Here is a 17,718-nt window from a genome sequence, read left to right as displayed (position 1 = left end):
GCACCGCCTTCAACGCTCTTTTGCGCGCCCCATGCCGAGGCTCACGCACTCTCGCCTTTCAAAGTTAAATGCAAAAACTGATCCTGCCGTTTCTGTCCGGCTTTCTCGCCTCGCTTTTCTTTCGCGAGGCCACGCTGGCGCTCCTGCATGCTGCCCAGGTCATCGACGCAACGGGCTTTTCGACCGAACCGTTCCTGCCCTTCGGCCTGCCCGAGTTTCTCGTGAATGCGATCTGGAGTGCGCTGTGGGCGGTGCCGATGGCGTGGCTCCTGCGCGTGTCGCCCGTGCGGCCCGCACCGTGGATCCAGGCTTTCGTGTTCGGCGGCCTCGTGCTCACGGCCGCGATGGTGTTCGTGGTCGATCCGCTGCGCGGCATCTGGCCGAGCGGCAACATGCTGCCGCGGCTCGCGCAGGGCTTCGCCTCGAATGCGGTATGGGGCTGGGGCGCGCTCGTGTTTATGCGCGCGTTCATGAGCGAAACGATCGACGACTGATCCGCCCGGTTGGGCCTTCGAAGTCAGCGCTTCGAAGTTGCCCCCGCGACGTTACGCCCCCGACGCTACCCCACGAAGTTACCCCTTCAAATCGTGCAGCGGATGGCTCGACGCCGGCCAAGGGCTCTCGAACATCCGCTCCACGTCCGCGCGCGAGACCTCCTCGATGCGCTCGAAGCGCCAGTGCGGGTGATTGTCCTTGTCGACGATGCGCGCGCGTATGCCCTCCATCACATCGCCCTGCGCGAAGCTCGAACGCGTGAGATCCAGATCGCGCCGCAGCACGTCCGCCATCGTCCCGTCGGCACGCGAAACCACCTCCAGCGACACCGCCATCGAAAGCGGCGAACGCTCGCGCAACACCCCCACGGACTGCTCGGCCCATTCGGACTCGGGCCCTTGCGCCTCGCGCTGCACCGCTTCGAGCGAGGCGAGTATGGCAGGCACGTCCAGCAGCGAAAAATGGCGATCGATCCAGCCGCGCGCCTCGGCCAGCGCCGAAGCGCCGGCGTGCGGCGGCGCCTCATCCCCCGCGGCCGCTTCGCGCCGGATGCGCGCGACCACGCCCTCGCCCGTCGTGAAGGGTTCGGTTTCCAGCGCATCGATCAGCGCGGGCCACGCGCGCTCGTCGAGATACACGTCGGCTAGGCCGGCGTAGAGCGCCGAAGCGGCGTCGATTGCCTCGCCGGTCACGGCCATATAGCGCCCAAGGGCGCCCGGCGTGCGGGCGAGAAACCAGCCCATGCCCACGTCGGGAAAGAGGCCGATGCGCGTTTCGGGCATGGCAAGGTGCGTGGATGCCCCCACCACGCGCACACCGCCTGTGCGGTGCGCACCCTGCGAGATCCCCATGCCGCCGCCCATCACCACGCCGTTCATGAACGCGATATAGGGCTTCGGGTAGGTGAAGATCGCGTGATTGAGGCGGTATTCGTCGATAAAGAACGTATCGAGCGCGGCCTGATCGCCAGCACAATACGACCGATAAAGAAAACGGATATCGCCGCCCGCGCAGAACGCGCGCGCGTGGCGCGAGCGCACGACCACGGCGATCACATCGGCATCGTCGCGCCAGCGTTCGAGTGCATCGAGCATCGCATCGACCATGGCGGTCGAGAGTGCATTGAGCGCCTGGGGGCGTTCGAGCTCGATGAAGCCGATGCGATTCGCTACGCGAGTGACGACCTGCTGGCCAGCAGCGACATCGGCTGAAGTGCCGGAGGTTTGCTGTGACATGGCAATCGAAATGATAGGAAACGAACGTGCAAGCACACTGAAAAGACGCCACCTCGCGCGCGCTGCCGGAACGAAAATGGCTACCGTGCCGAGCCTATCACGTCGATGCTGCCCGGGTTCGCTTCGCGGCGCGCTTGCGCCCGGCAGCCGACGTACCGAGCCACGCCTTCAGCGCCGCCTCGACCACCGGCTCAAGTGAAGGGCCGGCAAATCCGGCTCGCGTGAGCGCAAGCATCACGATGCCATGCAGCGTCGCCCATAGCGCGGCGGCATGGGGCGCATCGTCCGCGCGCCCGAGCGCGGCAAGCGCCCCGGCGAATACGCGCAGCACGGGTTCGGCATCCGGCTGCGCGCCGGCCTCTCGTTGCGGCAGCGTCGGCACATCGACGAAAACGAGGCGATACGTCTCCGGCTGCGCCTGGCCGAACGCAACATAGGCCTGCGCGAGCGCGCGCAGGCGCGCCGCCGGATCGACAACCTGCGCGGCAGGATCGAGCGCCTCGAGCAACTGCGCGTAGCCTTCGTCGCCGAGCGCTCGCGCAATCTCGTCGCGGTTTTCGAAGTAGAGGTAGAGAGAAGCCGGCGAATAACCAATCGCATCGGCAATCTTGCGCATGGAGAGCGCCGCGAGGCCGTCGCGGATCACGATGCGCCGCGCGGCATCCAGGATGCGTCCGCGCTGCGCCTGCCGCAATGCCGGCCGCTCGGCCTCGCCTACCCGGCCGCCGTGTGCCCGGCCCGGTGCCTGTCCCATTCGTTCGGTGCGTCCCATTCCGGCGATTGTCGCGGCCGGGCGCTTAAAAGTCGAGACGAACGCGTGCCCAAGCCGCGCTTCGCGCGCGAAGCCTCACGGGGAATCGCCCTCTCATAGCGCGCTACGAGACGAGCCGCCCCGGCGGGAAGTGCCCGCTCTTGAGCAAAACGGGCGTGCCGTTGCTGAGTTCCAGATGGGTGCGCGCTACCTGTTCGATACGGGTGCGGGCCGCGTCGAAGGCCTCCATCGACGCGGCGCGGTTCGAAGCCCGCGCGCCGAAGTGGTCCTCGAGCGCCTCCACGGAGATTGCGCACGGCACGCGGGCACCATCGACGAGTGCCGCAAACACAATGGTCAGATTGGAATCCCGATAGACCGGCGCGTCGGAAAGAAAGCGGATGTCCATCTCCAGCCTCATGGGACGATTGGTCGGAAGAACCGCGCCGGCGAACGGCGGGAGGGCCCGCACATGTTACGCTTCGCGCCGCCGCCACGTCGCGAACGCGCGTGCGTACCTGTGTGCCTGTGTACGTGCGTGCCTGTGTACGTGCATGAGGCACAGGGCGTGCGGGGAAGGTGGACGAATGCCCCCGGACCCTGCAACACTTGCGCTTGCCAATGACCGGGCACAACCGGGCATAACCGGACACGGCCGGGCGCCCGTCTCCTCTTTCGATGCACACGTTTTCGCACACCATGAACTCACAGCTCACCGGCCACTATTTCATCGACGAGCGGGAAACGCCCGAGCCACAAGCCGCAAACCGCTGGTTCCGCTACGCGGAGGAGCACGGCATCGACGTCGCGCGGGCGATCAGCCTGTGGGAAGACGCAGCGACGCCCGAAGGCGAAACGAGCCGCGGCACCGTGGCCGCAGCGGGCATCCGCATCGTGCCGCCTGCGGCCCGATAGGCACCGCAGGCACCACAGTCACCGCAGTGACGACAAGTACGGCAGATGCGGTAACCGCTGGAGTCGCGGTCGATGCAGCGAGCGCGCCGCTTTCAGTGCGCCTGCATCTTCGAGAACAGGTTGAGCACGACCACGCCGGCCACGATCAGGCCAAGGCCGAGCACGGCGGGCAGATCGGGTATCTGGCGATACAGCGCCATGGCCACCAGCGTGATGAGCACGATGCCCACGCCCGACCACACTGCATAGACGATCCCGACAGGAATACTGCGCAGCGTGAGCGAAAGCCCGTAAAACGCGAGTCCATAGCCCAGCACGACGATGGTCGAGGGCACAAGCCGCGTAAAACCGTTCGAGGCACGCAGTGCGGAAGTGGCGATCACCTCCGCGACGATGGCGATGACAAGCCAGGTCCAGGGAGTCAGCCGCATCGTCTTACGCCCTCGCGAGCGTAAGCTGGCCGTAGTCCGCACCGAGCTGGGCGCACAGCGCCTCGATGACGAGTTCGTGATCCGCGCGCTGCGGCAGCCCCGACACCGTGACGGAACCGATCACGCCCGCCCCGGCAACGGCGAGCGGAAACGCGCCGCCGTGCGGCGCGAAGTCGGTCACGGGCAGCCCGTGCTTTTCCGCGAGCGTCGTGCCGGCCTGCTGCATGCGCAAACCGATGGCATAGGAGCTGCGGCGGAAATGCTCGACGACCCGCGACTTTCGGCGCACCCAGTCGACGTTGTCGGGCGTCGTGCCGTCGAGCGCGCTAAAAAAGAGCGGCTGGCCGAAGGTGCGCACGTCGATGACGACGGCGAGCGCGCGCTCGCGTGCAAGCTCGTGCAGGTGCGAACCCAGCGCCCATGCGCGGGCGGCGTCGAAACGGGGAAAGACCAGTGCCGCTTCCTGCGCGGCGATCGATTGCAGATCCTGTGCGATATCCATATGGGCAAAACGGTAGAAGATGAAGGTGCTTGCGGGGTTCAGTCAAGTCCGCCACGGGAGCCCTGCGGGGTTCCCAGCGGGTCTCTTGCTTCGTCCCCTGCCTGGTCCCTGATTCTAGCCCGAGGGCGCCGGCAAGCGTCCTGCAAACGGTTCGAAGGCGGTTCGTCATTCGCTGTTGCAATGTGAAAGACGACGCGCTATAATCTTTTCTTCGACGGACGCGGGGTGGAGCAGTCTGGCAGCTCGTCGGGCTCATAACCCGAAGGTCGTAGGTTCAAATCCTACCCCCGCAACCACTATCGAATAGGCCAATCGCATGCAGCTTCTAGCTCTGCGTAGCTGGCACGAAACTGAAACCCGCCTGGAGCGGGTTTTTTGTTGTCTGTCGATCTGGGCGCCCTTGCGGCATCCCGTAGTTTTCCTTTTCCCCTATCGTTTGCGCCCTCGCCTCTGAGCGGCTCTATGCGTCCCGTCTGCCGATGAGGCTTCTCCGGATACAGGCAATCGCCCGCCCCACGTTTTCTCTTGTCGCTTGATCCTTTGACAAGTACCGCTCTTCCGCTGTTAGCGCGCTGAGTTCAGCGAGTGCATAGCGGTCATGCCTGCACTTCGAACGCAAGCCGCCTCGCTGTTTGGCTTTGGCGCTCCCGGAAGTCAAATTTGTCACCAAAATTCGGATTTACCGCATTGAATTGGGGGCAAATCTCACCTGATGTCCAGGAGGTCTGCGAACGAAGCCGCTTTCCGGCTTCGTCGTTACGCACGGCTAACGCACTTTTCTCCTGGGGAACTGTAAATGTCGGAGCAGCAGAAACGCAAAGGCACAATTCGATCGACAAGCGTGACCAGTGCGATGCTTTGAAGAAATGGATCAAGATGTTAGCCTGATGGCATCGAATTCAACCGCTAGCTCCACACCGGCAGTGGCGGAAAGCAAAGCGATTTGCCGTCCCCGCGCCTTCGATTGCCCCTCGCTTTTTGCAAGCATGGCAATTGCTCTTTCATAATTCGCTTCCCCGGGTCTTATAATTTTCATTTCGTAAATAATATTTGTCATCCCAAAATGCTCCAACGCACAGCGGCTTACACCGGAAAAAAACGCTACGGCACGTTTACTTTCGTAGTGCATGGAAATAATCAATTCTTTGGCGTCCGAAACTCCGATGGCATCCAATTCCCAATCATGGAAATAAACGTAATCTTTTAGCTCATTCATCGCAACTCGACCATAGAATCACCGATTAATACGCCATACAGCGTTGCTTATTATCGATGCTGGCGCGCAATTTCCGGACGCTCCGATGGGCGCGCATCGCAATACATGGCTCAAGACCAATCAGCGAGTGCACCGCTTACCCCTTCGATAGACGACTCGATCGCCGACAGCAAACGCGAGCAAAATACAACCTTCTCCACCTCGCCCAGGCAGTGCTGACATCTGGTCATTCGCTTCTTGCCCGCATCTTCCGCTTTCGCAACGCGGCTCTACCGCTGCACCGCTATGTATCTGCTCCATGAGCCTCGTCCTCCAACGCCTCCGGCCGAGTTTGCGGGTTATGGTCAAGGTGATTGAATCGGCATTTCCTTGGCACATCAGCCATCAGCCTGCGTAAACTTGATGTGCGGCTTTAGTTCAGGGTTTGATAACGCGAGAAGGTTAAGCGTTGCACCGCCAAATCGACGCGCGAATTCATCATCAAGCGAATTGTTGTAGTCAGCAATTGGCAGTTCAAGCGGGAACATTCGAGAAGTTACCGCTGCGACTTTTTCCACGTCCAGCGTGTACGAGATCAGGGCCTGCTTTTCCTCAGACCACATAACCACAACACAACGCCTTTCCGGGTGATTTACCATTAATAGCCCCTACATAGCTGGTAGTTTTCAAATGCCCTCTGCGAGCATTCGTCCATAAACCGTTGTCCGCCCATTGCCATTCGATAGGCTGTACATTCATCCATGTCGCGCTCGTACCATGCGAAGCATTCTGTCTCTTCCTCGTCACTCACGCCGCGCGCGGCAAGGTCTCCCGGCTCCCCGGTCAATACGTCTGGCCGGTACTCGAATGGCTTCGCCCTGCCGAGATTCTGCGCCACGTGCAGACCATTGTCGTGAAGCGCCCGCCTCGGATTCGCCGCGGTTGGCAACTGTTGACGCGCAGGCCCCAGCGGTCGTTCTTTTTGCCGCCATTCCTTGATGGCTTGCACACACTGACGCATTTCCCCGCGCTCAGGCACAAAGATCAAACGTCCGGCGTGAATCTCGTCATACACGGCGCGAGCGACCTGAAGATCGTTCATCCTGCGCATGTCGAAGCGTGCTTCGCTCCGTCCCAGTACGGCACGAAGGTCATGCGAACCATGGGATAGCAGTTCAGAAGGGGGATTCTGGTGCAGCCATGCTGCGCGGGCTTCCTTCATGCCTGCGACCAGGTCTTCGCGCGCCTCGCGTGGCGTGCTGGCCACCAACGCAGAATGAAACCACCGCTCCACATCGAACATATGCGGCGAACTGACATGCAGGTAAATCGAATCGCTGGCACTTCGCCAGTCAACGCGTTTGTGCTTTCTCTCATCGCGGTCGGAATTGCGCGCACCAAATAAAAGTACTGACACTCCACCTCACATTAGGTTGACAAACTGGATGTCCTGCTCTTCTTCGAAGCTACCCCTGAGCCTCGCTTATTTCAATAGTTCAAATCTGAATTCTGGAAAAAAACATACGCACCGGATAAAGCTATCTATATTTAACATTTTCTAAACACTCCTAACACTTAAGCGCGGCGATATGTATTCGCGAGACGTGCTTCATCAAGGCTTGTCGTCTCTGAGCAGTTGACCGACTCGGCGCAGAAATCATCCATCGCCCATTTCAGAGATAGAAGCTGATTGATAGAGTGGCAACCATCACGATCGGGGGAACATTTCAGATGTCATACCAGCAGGTTCCAGACGGCGTGCGAGTGGTCCTGAGCGCTCCGCAACTCGCCGCCGTACTGGCCCGTCGGTCTATTAGCCACTCCGAAATGCTTTCCAACCAGCTATGGGGTGGCTTGCAGGTTGTCGGCGGAGTGCTGGAAATGGTCGGCGCGGCAGCGCTCTGCGTACTGCCGGAGCCGACGAGGGCCAGCAAGGCCGGGGGCGTGGTGTTCGGCGCACAGGGTTCTGATACGGCGGCAGCGGGCTTGCGTCAGGTCTGGACCGGGCGCGACACCCTTACGTTGACTCAGGTGGGCACGGCAAAGCTGGCCAAGGCGATGAATGCCAGCACGGACATGGCAAACAGTATCGGCCTGTCGATCGATCTGGCCGTGCCGTTCGGCTTCTCCGGCTCGATCAAGGCCGCACGTGCGGCCAGCATTACTGCCGTATTACATCCTTACAGCTTACCTTGGATAAAGGAGAGAAATGAGTCCATCAGAACGCTATCCGGAAATGGACCATCTATTTACTATCTACTTCGGCCAGGACTTCGACCTGTTCGGAGCAACGGTTCCCGAAATAGTCGCCTGCTACAAAAAAGACAGTCCTTATCACTATGAAAACTTGATTCGCGAAATGGATTCGTTCAGGAAGGAACATCCTGACGATCTGGAGGCAGCATTTAAACCGTTCAGGCGAGGGTTTCGTCCTGAGGGTCGCGGCTACACAACCGCCTCATACCTCGACGAAATACGGCGGCTCCTGAGCAACTAGTCGCCCCGACCCAAACCGCACGTACAGATCCCTCCCCACAACCCGCCCTGGCCGCGCGCCCCTCCCGGCCCGACGCCGCACGGTGATACACTCGCATGACTCTTCCCCCAATCGTGCCCATGAAATTCTGCTCGATCTGCGGGCAGGCCGTCAGCCTGCTCGTGCCGCCCGGCGACAATCGCGAACGCTACGTCTGCTCGGCCTGCGGCACCGTGCACTACCAGAATCCGCGCAATGTGGTGGGCACCGTTCCCGTGTGGGAAGACAAGGTGCTGCTGTGCCGCCGCGCCATCGAGCCGCGCTACGGCTACTGGACGCTGCCCGCCGGTTTCATGGAAATGGGCGAGACGACCGCCGAAGCCGCCTCGCGCGAAACGCTCGAAGAGGCCGGTGCGCGCGTCGAGGTGCAGAACCTTTTCTCGCTGCTGAACGTGCCGCGCGTGCATCAGGTCCATCTGTTCTATCTCGCGCGCCTGCTCGACCTCGACATCGCCGCGGGCGAAGAGAGCCTCGAAGTGCGGCTCTTCGAGGAGCACGAAATTCCGTGGGACGAGATTGCGTTCCCCACGGTCGGGCAGACCCTGCGCTTTTTCTTCGCCGACCGCCAGTCGGGCAGCTACGGCCTGCATACCGGCGACGTGCTGCGCTCGCTGCGCGACGGCTGACCTGCTCCCGTCCCCCGATGGTTCCCTGGCTCGGGCCCGAAGACCCGTTTCCCGGCGTCGAACGTGCGCTCGGCGCATCGAGCGGCGCGCCGGGGCTGCTCGCCGCCAGCGCCGACCTGCTGCCCTCGCGTCTCATCGACGCCTATCGGCACGGCATTTTCCCGTGGTATTCGGACGGCCAGCCCGTGCTCTGGTGGAGCCCCGATCCTCGCATGATCCTGCGGCCCGACGAGTTCAAGGTCTCGCCGTCGCTCAGGAAAACGCTCAAGCACGTGCTGCGCGACGAGGCGTGGGAGATCCGCGTCGATCACGACTTCGCCGGCGTGATGCGCGCCTGCGCGAACGCCCCCCGCCACGGGCAACGCGGCACCTGGATCACGGGCGACGTGATCGACGCCTATTCGTCCCTGCACCGCGTCGGCGATGCGCACAGCATCGAGACCTGGCGCAACGGCGAGCGCGTGGGCGGCCTGTACGGCGTTTCGCTCGGCACGATGTTCTTCGGCGAATCGATGTTCGCCTCGGTCACGGACGCCTCCAAGATCGCGCTGGCGGCACTCGTCGCCCATCTGCGGCGCCACGGCGTCGCGCTGATCGACTGCCAGCAGAACACGTCGCACCTCGCCTCGCTCGGCGGCCACGAGATCGCGCGCAAGGCCTTCATCGCCCATCTGCGCACGACGGTCGATGCCGCGCGCATTCCCTGGCGCTTCGACAAGCAGGTTCTCGCCGATCTGGTGAGCCGCCCGGGCGCGGTGTCCGTGGCCTGAGCGCCTGCACTCGCGCCTGCACCCCTCGGCCGCGCCCGGCGGGCGTGGCGCGCGTGTTGCGGCGCCTTTCAAACCCATAGATTCCGGTTCGGGCTCGATGTTAGACTGAATGCAGAACACGTCGCCTGAGCGGCTGGGCGCAACGCCCGGCGCACGACGGCGACGATCCGAACTGCTACGAGAGCTGCCAACGTGACGCATCCGAACGAGCTGCCGCTTTCACCGCTTTCCGCGCTGCAATTCTATGCAACGGCGCCCTACCCCTGCAGCTATCTGGAGGGGCGCATCGCGCGCTCGCAGGTGGCCACGCCCAGCCATCTGATCAACTCCGACGTGTACACCGATCTGGTGAAGGCGGGCTTCCGGCGCTCGGGTGTTTTCACGTACCGCCCCTATTGCGACGGCTGCCGCGCCTGCGTGCCCGTGCGCGTGCCGGTGGCGGCCTTCTCGCCCAACCGCACGCAGCGCCGCGTCTGGAAGCAGCACGGCGAGCTCGTCGCCACGGTCGCGCCGCTGCATTACGACGAAACGCACTACGCGCTCTACATGCGCTACCAGTCGGCACGCCACGCGGGCGGCGGCATGGACCGCGACAGCCGCGACCAGTACGAGCAGTTCCTCCTGCAAAGCCGCATCAACTCGCGCCTCGTGGAGTTTCGCGAGCGCGACCCCAAGGACCCCGAAGGCAGCGGCACGCTGCGCATGGTGAGCATGATCGACATCCTGGGCGACGGGCTCTCCTCGGTCTATACCTTCTTCGAACCCGACGCCCCCCACACCAGCTACGGCACCTACAACATCCTGTGGCAGATCGAGCAGGCTCGCAGCCTTCAGTTGCCTTACGTCTATCTCGGCTACTGGATCCGCGAAAGCCCCAAGATGGCGTACAAGGCACGGTTCCGGCCGCTCGAGGGGCTTTTCGACGGCGTCTGGAAAGCGCTGGACCCGGCGCTCGCCAATCAGGGCCCGAGCCGCGCCTGACCCGCGATGGACGGCCCCGCTGCGGGGCGACGCGGCACGAGGCGCCCGCAGGGCGCCAGGCACCATACCGGCCGCCATGCCGGGAAGCGCGGCCGCCGGGCCGCCCAAAGCCGGTAAAATAGCGGGTTCCCATTTTCCGGCCGCCGCGCCCTCCTCCCGTGTTCAGTTCCCTCTACCCGATTCTGCGCGACCAGCTCTTTCGCCTCGACGCGGAAGACGTCCACCACATGACGCTGCGCGCCATCGGCGCCGCCGGCCGTACCGGCATGGCAGGCCTGCTCGCCTCGCGCGTGCCCGATTCGCCGCGCACGGTGATGGGCCTCACGTTCAGCAATCCCGTGGGCCTCGCGGCGGGACTCGACAAGGACGGCGCGGCGATCGACGGCTTCGCCGCGCTCGGCTTCGGCTTTATCGAGGTGGGCACCGTCACGCCGCGTCCGCAGCCGGGCAACCCGCGCCCGCGCATTTTCCGGCTGCCGCAGGCGGGCGGCATCATCAACCGCATGGGCTTCAATAACCAGGGCGTGGAGCAGTTCGTGAAGAACGTGCAGGCCGCGCGCTATCGCGGCGTCCTCGGCCTGAACATCGGCAAGAACGCCGATACGCCCATCGAGCGCGCCGCCGACGACTATCTCTTCTGCCTCGAACGCGTCTATCCGTTCGCGAGCTACGTGACGATCAACATCTCCTCGCCGAACACGAAGAATCTGCGCCAGTTGCAAGGCGCGGGCGAGCTCGACGCGCTGCTCGCGGCGCTCAAGGACAAGCAGCAGCGCCTCGCCGACCTGCACGGCAAGCTCGTGCCGCTCGCGCTGAAGATCGCCCCCGACCTCGACGACGAGCAGATCAAGGAAATCGCCGATACGGTGCTGCGCCATCAGTTCGAAGGCGTGATCGCCACCAACACCACGCTCTCGCGCGCGGCCGTGCAAGGCATGCCGAACGCGGACGAAACCGGCGGACTCTCGGGGCGCCCCGTGTTCGAAGCGTCGAATGCGGTGATCCGCAAGCTGCGCGCCGAACTGGGCAGCGATGTGCCCATCATCGGCGTGGGCGGCATTTTCTCGGGCGAGGACGCGCGCGCGAAGATCGAGGCCGGCGCCTCGCTCGTGCAGCTCTACACGGGCTTCATCTATCGCGGTCCCGCGCTCGTGGCCGAATGCGCGCGCGCACTGGCCGCCAGCCGCGCCTGAAGCTATAGTTTCACGCTAGCCATGGGTCATACCCGCAGAACGACAGGTAGCACTACAAGAGGAAAACGATGAAACTCGCCCTGCTGAAAAAACTCCTTGCAGCCGCGCTGATCGGCACGGCCTTTGTCTCGGCCAGCGCCCACGCCGACGACCTGCTCGACCAGGTCAAGGCGCGCGGCACCCTGCGCATCGGTATGGAAGGCACGTTCCCGCCGTTCAATTCGAAGGCGCCCGACGGCCAGCTCGTCGGCTACGACGTGGATATCGCCAAGGCGGTAGCCGCAAAGCTCGGCGTGAAGCCCGAATTCATCACGACCGAATGGAGCGGCATCATCGCGGGCCTGCAGGCCGGCAAGTTCGACGTGATCGTGAACCAGGTGGGTGTCACCGACCAGCGCAAGGCGGTGCTCGACTTCTCGCCGGCCTACACGTACTCGGCCGCGCAGCTCATCCAGCGCAAGGACGACACGCGCCAGTTCAAGTCGCTCGAGGACCTCAAGGGCAAGAAGCTCGGCGTGGGTCTCGGCACCAACTACATGGACATGGCGAAATCGGTGCCGGGCATCGACGTGAAGACCTACCCGGGCGCGCCCGAATATCTGCGCGATCTCGCGGCCGGCCGTCTGGACGCCGCGCTCAACGACCGCCTCATGCTCGCCTACCTGCTGAAGAACTCGCCATTGCCGCTGCGCACGGGCGCGATCGTCGGCAACGGCAACCCGTCGGCGATTCCGTTCAAGAAGGGCAATCCGCAGTTCGCGAAGGCCATCGACGACGCCATGACCCAGCTCGAAGCCGACGGCACGTTCACGAAGATTTCCGAGAAGTGGTTCGGCATCGACGTGAGCAAGCCGGTGGCGCCGGCGCAGTAAGCCGCGGGTGCGCCGTTCGGTGACCCATCGGCCCGGAAGCCCGGCCTGAGCCTGACGCGCGGGGCGGCATCGCACGATGCCGCCCCTTGTCTTTGAGTGAATGCCCTTGAATCACACCTCCGGGTAACGCCGCTGAATCGCCCGTCACCTCTTTCTGGATCGTCCGCAGCGTGCGCGGGCGCCCTGAACCTCACTTCCCACGCCCATGCCCATCACTACGCTCCTCCTCCAGTCGCTGCCAGTGCTCGCGCAGGGCGCGGTGCTGACGGTCAAGTTCGCCGTGCTCTCGATGATCTTCGGCCTGGCCGGCGGCGTCGTGCTCGCGCTCATGGGCATCAGCACGAACCCCGTGCTGCCGAAAATCGCGCGGGTCTATGTGAGCCTCATGCGCGGCACGCCGCTGCTCGTGCAGATCTTCGTGGTGTACTACGGACTCCCGAGCATCGGCATCTCGCTCGATCCCACGCCGGCCGGCGTGATCGCGCTATCGGCCAACGTAGCGGCGTATCTCTCCGAAAGCATGCGCGGCGCGATACTCGGCATTCATCGCGGCCAGTGGCTCGCGGCCTACAGTCTCGGCCTCTCGCGGCAGCAGACGCTGCGCTACGTGATCGCACCGCAAGCGCTGCGCATTGCCGTGCCGAGTCTCTCGAACAGCCTCATCAGCCTTATCAAGGACACCTCGCTCGTCTCGGTCATCACCGTGACGGAGCTGCTGCGCAGCGCGCAGGAAATCATCGCCTCGACCTATCAGCCGCTGCCGCTCTATCTCGCCGCCGCGGCCGTGTACTGGGTGCTGTGCCAGGTGCTGGAATGGGTGCAGCACTGGTTCGAAAAGCGTCTTGCGCTGCCCTCCCGGCACTAGGCGCCGAACGTCGCAAGCGTCACAAGCATCGCAAGCGGCGCTCACTCGCAGGCAAAGCGCAGGCCGAGCGCGGCGCGCGCCGCATCGGCCATCGCGATCATGCGGCGCGAGTGCGCATGCGTCATCACCGGGCTTTCGAGCGCCCCCGTGCGCAGCAATTCGCAGAAGTGCGCGGTCTCGTAGTTGAGGCCGCCGCCTTCGAAGGGTTCGTCCAGTTCCACCGTGCGACCGTCTGCATAACGAATCGTCGCGCGAACCGGATTCCACCAGTTCTCGTGTATCGTCACGTGGCCGAGCGGCCCGGCGAGCAACGCGTCGCCGCGGCCATGCAGGTCGAGCCCGCAGAACAGTTGCGCGATGCCTCGCTCGTGCCGGCTATTGAGGCTTGCAAACGTATCCACGCCGGTCGGCCCGAGGCGGCCCAGCGTCTGCACGTCGAGCGGCGCACCCAGCCAGTCCACCGCGAGAAACATCTCGTACACGCCGATATCGAGCAAGGCGCCGCCCGCATGCTCGAAGGAGAACGCGGGATGATCGGCGCTCACGTTGGCCACGGAGCAGCCCGCTCTAACGAGGCCGATCTCGCCGATGGGATCGGTCGCGAGATGCGCGCGCAGCGCGCGGTAGAGGGGATAGAAAGGCGGCTTCATCGCCTCCATGAAGAGGCGCTGCGCCGCGTGCACGGTGTCGAGCACGCGCTCGAGCTGCGCGGCATTCACGGTGGCGGGTTTTTCGCACAGCACGGGCAAGCCGGCTTCGAGCGCGGCGCATGCATAATCGGCGTGACTGTCCTGAAGCGTGGCGATATAGACGGCATCGACACCGCTTGCAAGCAGCGCTTCGAAGCTCGGGCTGGTAACGGCGGCGCATTCCTGTGCAAGCGCCGCCGCGGTTTCTGCGCGCCGCGACCATACCGCGCCGATGCGTGCGCCCCCCACGTGCGCCACGCCCTGCGCGAAGCGCCGCGCAATGCGGCCCGCGCCCACGATGCCCCAACGAATCGTTTCAGTCCCGCTCATGCGCTGCGTGCTCCGTCTGCGTAAAGACAGGCACGATACCCGCTCGCACGCGATGCCGCAACGGCGGCCGCGCGGCGTGCGGCGTGCGGCGCCGTCGGCTTCAGCCGCGCGCCAGCTAGCGTTGCGCGAGCGCTTCGGGCGCGGCGAGCGCGCGCTGCAGTTCCTCGGCAGTGAACTCGATCATCGCGGCGGCGGCGGCTTCCGCCTCTTTCGCTTCGCGGCGCTCGATCGCATCGACGATGCGGCCATGCGCGCGCACGATGTTCTCCCAGCCATCCGAGCGCTCATTGAGGATCGGATTCACGAGTGACAGCGCGCCGCGGATGATGGCCGCCATCTGCTGATAGAACTGGTTGCCGCTCGCGGCGAGGATGCGCGTATGCAGGAGCACATCGGCAGCCTGGCAGCCGACGTCGCCCGGGCTCGTCTGGCGGAGCGCCTCATACGCGTCGCGTATACCGGCGATGTCGGCGGCGCTCGCACGCGTGGCCGCGAGCCCACAGGCGGCAGGCTCGATCAGCGCGCGAAATTCGATCACGTCGCGCAGGAAAATCTTGTCGGGCCGCGCGCGAAAGCGCCAGCTCACGACGTCTTCGTCGATCATGCGCCAGTCGTGCATGGGCCGTATGCGCGTGCCGATCTTCGGGCGCACGTCGAGCATGTGCCGCGCGAGCAGCATGGAGAGCGCTTCGCGCATCACCGTGCGGCTCACGTCGAACTCCTTCGAGAGCACATCCTGGGGCGGCAGCACTGCCCCATAACGGTCTTCCACAATGCCGGCGATCAGGCCATCCATCACCTTGCTCACCAGCGAGCGTTCCTTGTTCCCAAGTTCCATGACATTCCCCCCCCCCGATCCGGCGTTGTCGCCCCACATTGCGTGTTACTGCGGGCCCTCGTGCGTCGTCGAAATTTATGTTGTACGTTGCATGCTCGTTGCATATCCCGCCACCCAGGATATCTCCTGACGTGTACTGCGCGTGCCGACGTGCAATCGGGACTGCCTGGTGTCTCCTGGACTCTTCGGATTGCCCAGGGTTTGCCGCCGCGCCAGCTCTTTACGTCTGGCTTTCTGGCGGTTCGCACACCGGTACGCGATGACGGCTTGCCCCTCGCCGCCTGAAACCGCTTGAACCGCTTGAACCTTTATCGCTTCAGCCTCCACCGCTGCCCGCTGCCGTCGGCGTTCAGCCGTGCATATGCATGGCTGAATGCCTTCGGATGTCTCTTAACGTGGCGCCTGCACGCGGCCATACTGATCGTCGAAGCGCACGATGTCGTCCTCGCCGAGATAGCCGCCCGACTGCACCTCGATGATTTCGAGCGGCGTGATCCCAGGGTTCTCGAGGCGGTGCTTCACGCCTAACGGGATATAGGTGGACTCGTTTTCCGCCAGCAGGAACACGTCCTCGCCGCGCGTGACGCGTGCTGTTCCGCGCACAACGATCCAGTGTTCCGCGCGGTGGTGATGCATCTGCAACGACAGCCGGCCGCCCGGTTTCACCACAATGCGCTTGACCTGAAAACGCTCGCCGCGATCGACCGAGTCGTAGCAGCCCCACGGCCGTTCCACCCGGCGATGATTGCGGGCCTCGTCGCCGCTCTGCGCTTTCAGTTTGCCGACTATCGCTTTCACATCCTGTACGCGGTCCTTGGCGGCAACGAGCACCGCGTCCGCGGTTTCGACCACCACCACGCCGTGCACGCCCACGCAGGCCACGAGGCGGCCGTCCGAGTGCGCGAAGGTATCGCTCACGTCCTCGAACAGCACGCGCCCGCGGGCGACGTTGCCGTTCGTGTCCTTGTTCGAAACCTGCCACACGGCATCCCAGGCCCCGACATCGGACCAGCCCGCGACGAACGGCACCACCACACCGGCAAGACGCGCATCGGCGCCGATCGATTCCATCACCGCGTAATCGATCGAATCGGAAGGACAGGCGGCCAGCGCCGCCGCTTCGAGATGGACAGTGCCCTCGGCATCGAGCCTCGCGCATTCGAAGGCTTCGGCACAGCGCACGGCGATTTCGGGACGCGCATGCGCGATGGCCGCGAGCCACACGGAAGCGCGGACCACGAAGATGCCGCTGTTCCAGAGGAAATCGCCAGAGGCAACGTAGTGCACCGCCAGTTCGGCATTGGGCTTTTCGACGAAGCGCTCGATCATGCGCGCGCCATCGGCATCGAGCACGCGGCCCGCGCCGATATAGCCGAAGCCCGTCTCCGCACGCTGCGGCGGCACGCCGAGCGTGACAATCGCGCCACGCGCCGCGTACGCCACCGCTCGCTCCAGCGCCCCGGCAAACGCGGTGCGATCGGCGATCAGATGATCGGCCGGCATGGCGACGAGCACGGGGTCGTCGTCGATCGCCGCCGCACCCATCGGCCGCTGCGGCATCTGGGCGGCTGCGGCCTGTGCCGCAAGCGCCGCGACCGTCAGGGCGGGCGCCGTATTACGCGCCACCGGCTCGAGCACCACGCGCGCGGCAAGACCGCCGCGCGCAAGGCGATCGACGGTCATGAAATGCAGTTCCTCGCTGCTCACCACGAGCGGCGCAACCTTGAACACCGGCTGCACGCCGGCAGCGCCGGCCGCCTGCGCGTTGGCAAACACGCCGTCGAGGCGCCTCACCGTTGCCTCGAGCAACGATTCGCCGTCGAGCAATTCGATCAACTGCTTGGGGCAGTGTTCGCGCGACAGCGGCCACAGGCGCGTTCCCGAGCCACCCGCCAATACCACGGGCTGCACGACGAGCGCCGATTCGATTTCGCTTGCCGCGGCAATCAGGTCCGCGGGCGGCACCAACTGGTTCATGCGCGCTACTCCCGAGAAAAGGTCCGGTTGCGCATGCCGCACTGCGTCGTTCAGGACGGCGCCGCACCCGCTTTGGCCATCATTGGAGCAAACCTCGAAGGGCGACTCTGTGCGCATACACACACTGATCGTGCGCTGTTTCACGAGCGGCCCGGCAATCCGGCGCGGCGGCCCGCCCGCGGGGCACGCACGGCCGCTTGGTTCATCCGCGTAACGTGACGCGGCGTTACCCCCCGATGTTTCACGAGCCGAACGTTTCCGGACACACGGGGTGCGATGCATCAGTTCTGTATCGTTTCCGCCGGGGCCCTGCTGTGAAACCGTGCTGCGGCGCGAAACAGGCCCCGGGCATGTTTCAGTCTGGAGTCAACTTCGTACACGGCCGTTCCAGCATGGGATAACGCATATGAATCAAACTGTTAGCCCCATTAAAATTCATCGGACATGATCCTGGAGGGCAAAAACCATCGTGCAGAAGTGAAACAAAAACGGTGGGTTTTCCCGGTCCGTCACCCCG

General features: G+C 64.2%; 21 protein-coding genes, 1 tRNA gene and 1 pseudogene. 11 read left to right on the top strand and 12 right to left on the bottom strand.

From position 1 onward, the window contains the following. Positions 1-68 precede the first annotated feature (68 nt). Positions 69-494 carry a hypothetical protein gene (locus BFE01S_RS35660; protein ID WP_028229587.1) on the top strand — a complete coding sequence of 142 codons (426 nt, stop codon included), beginning with the start codon at positions 69-71 and terminating at the stop codon, positions 492-494. 78 nt (positions 495-572) lie between these two features. Here BFE01S_RS35660 and BFE01S_RS35655 read toward each other — a convergent pair whose 3' ends face one another. From BFE01S_RS35655 to BFE01S_RS35645, 3 genes are all read right to left on the bottom strand, one after another. After that, positions 573-1,730, bottom strand: coding sequence for an enoyl-CoA hydratase/isomerase family protein (locus BFE01S_RS35655; RefSeq protein WP_028229586.1), 1,158 nt, complete (start codon positions 1,728-1,730; stop codon positions 573-575). A 97-nt stretch (positions 1,731-1,827) separates the two neighbouring features. Beyond that, complete coding sequence (locus BFE01S_RS41515; RefSeq protein WP_084170426.1) at positions 1,828-2,484, bottom strand: TetR/AcrR family transcriptional regulator; 657 nt, start codon at positions 2,482-2,484, stop codon at positions 1,828-1,830. A 121-nt stretch (positions 2,485-2,605) separates the two neighbouring features. Next, complete coding sequence (locus BFE01S_RS35645; RefSeq protein ID WP_028229585.1) at positions 2,606-2,890, bottom strand: DUF1488 family protein; 285 nt, start codon at positions 2,888-2,890, stop codon at positions 2,606-2,608. 290 nt (positions 2,891-3,180) lie between these two features. On the opposite strand from BFE01S_RS35645, the gene BFE01S_RS35640 reads away from it, so the two are divergent. Then, positions 3,181-3,396 carry a hypothetical protein gene (locus BFE01S_RS35640; protein WP_028229584.1) on the top strand — a complete coding sequence of 72 codons (216 nt, stop codon included), beginning with the start codon at positions 3,181-3,183 and terminating at the stop codon, positions 3,394-3,396. A 92-nt stretch (positions 3,397-3,488) separates the two neighbouring features. Here BFE01S_RS35640 and BFE01S_RS35635 read toward each other — a convergent pair whose 3' ends face one another. Beyond that, entirely contained in the window at positions 3,489-3,821 is a 333-nt protein-coding gene (locus BFE01S_RS35635) for a DMT family transporter (protein WP_407668261.1), read from the bottom strand. 10 nt (positions 3,822-3,831) lie between these two features. After that, on the bottom strand, positions 3,832-4,329 hold the full coding sequence (locus tag BFE01S_RS35630) for a heme-degrading domain-containing protein (protein WP_028229582.1): 498 nt from the start codon (positions 4,327-4,329) through the stop codon (positions 3,832-3,834). A 219-nt stretch (positions 4,330-4,548) separates the two neighbouring features. Between BFE01S_RS35630 and BFE01S_RS35625 the strand changes: the two genes are divergently transcribed. Beyond that, a tRNA-Met gene (locus tag BFE01S_RS35625) sits at positions 4,549-4,625 on the top strand. Between the two features lie 300 nt (positions 4,626-4,925). Here BFE01S_RS35625 and BFE01S_RS44865 read toward each other — a convergent pair. The 4 genes from BFE01S_RS44865 to BFE01S_RS44860 all read right to left on the bottom strand — a co-directional run bounded on the left by BFE01S_RS44865 (position 4,926) and on the right by BFE01S_RS44860 (position 6,941). Beyond that, a complete protein-coding gene (locus BFE01S_RS44865) occupies positions 4,926-5,204 on the bottom strand; it encodes a hypothetical protein (RefSeq protein ID WP_156967275.1) in 279 nt (92 codons plus the stop codon). Further along, positions 5,201-5,545, bottom strand: a complete 345-nt coding sequence (locus tag BFE01S_RS35620) for a hypothetical protein (RefSeq protein WP_052421081.1) — start codon at positions 5,543-5,545, stop codon at positions 5,201-5,203. Before BFE01S_RS35620 ends, BFE01S_RS44865 begins: the two co-directional genes overlap by 4 nt. Before the next feature lie 377 nt (positions 5,546-5,922). Beyond that, entirely contained in the window at positions 5,923-6,183 is a 261-nt protein-coding gene (locus BFE01S_RS41510) for a hypothetical protein (protein WP_156967274.1), read from the bottom strand. Then, a complete protein-coding gene (locus tag BFE01S_RS44860; protein WP_156967273.1) occupies positions 6,183-6,941 on the bottom strand; it encodes a hypothetical protein in 759 nt (252 codons plus the stop codon). Before BFE01S_RS44860 ends, BFE01S_RS41510 begins: the two co-directional genes overlap by 1 nt. Before the next feature lie 314 nt (positions 6,942-7,255). Here BFE01S_RS44860 and BFE01S_RS43750 point away from each other — a divergent pair. The 8 genes and pseudogenes from BFE01S_RS43750 to BFE01S_RS35570 form a co-directional block, all read left to right on the top strand. Then, positions 7,256-7,690, top strand: a pseudogene (locus tag BFE01S_RS43750) (RNase A-like domain-containing protein); the annotation flags it as partial. 43 nt (positions 7,691-7,733) lie between these two features. Then, positions 7,734-8,021: a contact-dependent growth inhibition system immunity protein gene (locus BFE01S_RS45265; protein ID WP_028229580.1), complete on the top strand. Its 288-nt coding sequence runs from the start codon at positions 7,734-7,736 to the stop codon at positions 8,019-8,021. Positions 8,022-8,140: 119 nt separating this feature from the next. Then, positions 8,141-8,686 (top strand): NUDIX hydrolase, encoded by a 546-nt coding sequence (locus BFE01S_RS35595; RefSeq protein WP_028229579.1) that lies wholly within the window; start codon positions 8,141-8,143, stop codon positions 8,684-8,686. Between the two features lie 17 nt (positions 8,687-8,703). After that, positions 8,704-9,456 (top strand): leucyl/phenylalanyl-tRNA--protein transferase, encoded by a 753-nt coding sequence (aat, locus tag BFE01S_RS35590; RefSeq protein WP_028229578.1) that lies wholly within the window; start codon positions 8,704-8,706, stop codon positions 9,454-9,456. Between the two features lie 192 nt (positions 9,457-9,648). Further along, the gene (locus BFE01S_RS35585) at positions 9,649-10,437 is read left to right on the top strand and encodes an arginyltransferase (RefSeq protein ID WP_028229577.1); all 789 of its coding nucleotides are present in this window, start codon (positions 9,649-9,651) and stop codon (positions 10,435-10,437) included. A 158-nt stretch (positions 10,438-10,595) separates the two neighbouring features. Then, entirely contained in the window at positions 10,596-11,630 is a 1,035-nt protein-coding gene (locus BFE01S_RS35580; RefSeq protein WP_028229576.1) for a quinone-dependent dihydroorotate dehydrogenase, read from the top strand. A 68-nt stretch (positions 11,631-11,698) separates the two neighbouring features. Continuing rightward, positions 11,699-12,502 carry a cystine ABC transporter substrate-binding protein gene (locus tag BFE01S_RS35575; protein WP_028229575.1) on the top strand — a complete coding sequence of 268 codons (804 nt, stop codon included), beginning with the start codon at positions 11,699-11,701 and terminating at the stop codon, positions 12,500-12,502. Between the two features lie 205 nt (positions 12,503-12,707). Beyond that, positions 12,708-13,367: an amino acid ABC transporter permease gene (locus tag BFE01S_RS35570; protein WP_028229574.1), complete on the top strand. Its 660-nt coding sequence runs from the start codon at positions 12,708-12,710 to the stop codon at positions 13,365-13,367. Between the two features lie 41 nt (positions 13,368-13,408). Here the strand turns inward: BFE01S_RS35570 and BFE01S_RS35565 are convergent, their stop codons facing one another. The 3 genes from BFE01S_RS35565 to BFE01S_RS35555 form a co-directional block, all read right to left on the bottom strand. Further along, the gene (locus BFE01S_RS35565) at positions 13,409-14,386 is read right to left on the bottom strand and encodes a Gfo/Idh/MocA family protein (RefSeq protein WP_028229573.1); all 978 of its coding nucleotides are present in this window, start codon (positions 14,384-14,386) and stop codon (positions 13,409-13,411) included. 115 nt (positions 14,387-14,501) lie between these two features. Further along, complete coding sequence (locus BFE01S_RS35560; RefSeq protein WP_028229572.1) at positions 14,502-15,224, bottom strand: FadR/GntR family transcriptional regulator; 723 nt, start codon at positions 15,222-15,224, stop codon at positions 14,502-14,504. 390 nt (positions 15,225-15,614) lie between these two features. Beyond that, the gene (locus BFE01S_RS35555) at positions 15,615-17,201 is read right to left on the bottom strand and encodes a mannose-1-phosphate guanylyltransferase/mannose-6-phosphate isomerase (RefSeq protein ID WP_028229571.1); all 1,587 of its coding nucleotides are present in this window, start codon (positions 17,199-17,201) and stop codon (positions 15,615-15,617) included. Positions 17,202-17,718: the final 517 nt, after the last annotated feature.

The organism is Paraburkholderia ferrariae NBRC 106233 (assembly GCF_000685035.1).
Taxonomy (GTDB): domain Bacteria; phylum Pseudomonadota; class Gammaproteobacteria; order Burkholderiales; family Burkholderiaceae; genus Paraburkholderia; species Paraburkholderia ferrariae.
This window is presented reverse-complemented; position numbering and strand designations above follow the sequence as displayed.

Coding starts and splice junctions, on each gene's coding strand:
- BFE01S_RS35660 (WP_028229587.1), top strand. CDS start 69: ATGCAAAAACTGATCCTGCCGTTTCTGTCCGGCTTTCTCGCCTCGCTT.
- BFE01S_RS35655 (WP_028229586.1), bottom strand. CDS start 1,730: ATGTCACAGCAAACCTCCGGCACTTCAGCCGATGTCGCTGCTGGCCAG.
- BFE01S_RS41515 (WP_084170426.1), bottom strand. CDS start 2,484: ATGGGACAGGCACCGGGCCGGGCACACGGCGGCCGGGTAGGCGAGGCC.
- BFE01S_RS35645 (WP_028229585.1), bottom strand. CDS start 2,890: ATGGACATCCGCTTTCTTTCCGACGCGCCGGTCTATCGGGATTCCAAT.
- BFE01S_RS35640 (WP_028229584.1), top strand. CDS start 3,181: ATGAACTCACAGCTCACCGGCCACTATTTCATCGACGAGCGGGAAACG.
- BFE01S_RS35630 (WP_028229582.1), bottom strand. CDS start 4,329: ATGGATATCGCACAGGATCTGCAATCGATCGCCGCGCAGGAAGCGGCA.
- BFE01S_RS35620 (WP_052421081.1), bottom strand. CDS start 5,545: ATGAATGAGCTAAAAGATTACGTTTATTTCCATGATTGGGAATTGGAT.
- BFE01S_RS41510 (WP_156967274.1), bottom strand. CDS start 6,183: ATGGTAAATCACCCGGAAAGGCGTTGTGTTGTGGTTATGTGGTCTGAG.
- BFE01S_RS45265 (WP_028229580.1), top strand. CDS start 7,734: ATGAGTCCATCAGAACGCTATCCGGAAATGGACCATCTATTTACTATC.
- BFE01S_RS35595 (WP_028229579.1), top strand. CDS start 8,141: ATGAAATTCTGCTCGATCTGCGGGCAGGCCGTCAGCCTGCTCGTGCCG.
- aat (WP_028229578.1), top strand. CDS start 8,704: ATGGTTCCCTGGCTCGGGCCCGAAGACCCGTTTCCCGGCGTCGAACGT.
- BFE01S_RS35575 (WP_028229575.1), top strand. CDS start 11,699: ATGAAACTCGCCCTGCTGAAAAAACTCCTTGCAGCCGCGCTGATCGGC.
- BFE01S_RS35570 (WP_028229574.1), top strand. CDS start 12,708: ATGCCCATCACTACGCTCCTCCTCCAGTCGCTGCCAGTGCTCGCGCAG.
- BFE01S_RS35565 (WP_028229573.1), bottom strand. CDS start 14,386: ATGAGCGGGACTGAAACGATTCGTTGGGGCATCGTGGGCGCGGGCCGC.
- BFE01S_RS35560 (WP_028229572.1), bottom strand. CDS start 15,224: ATGGAACTTGGGAACAAGGAACGCTCGCTGGTGAGCAAGGTGATGGAT.
- BFE01S_RS35555 (WP_028229571.1), bottom strand. CDS start 17,201: ATGAACCAGTTGGTGCCGCCCGCGGACCTGATTGCCGCGGCAAGCGAA.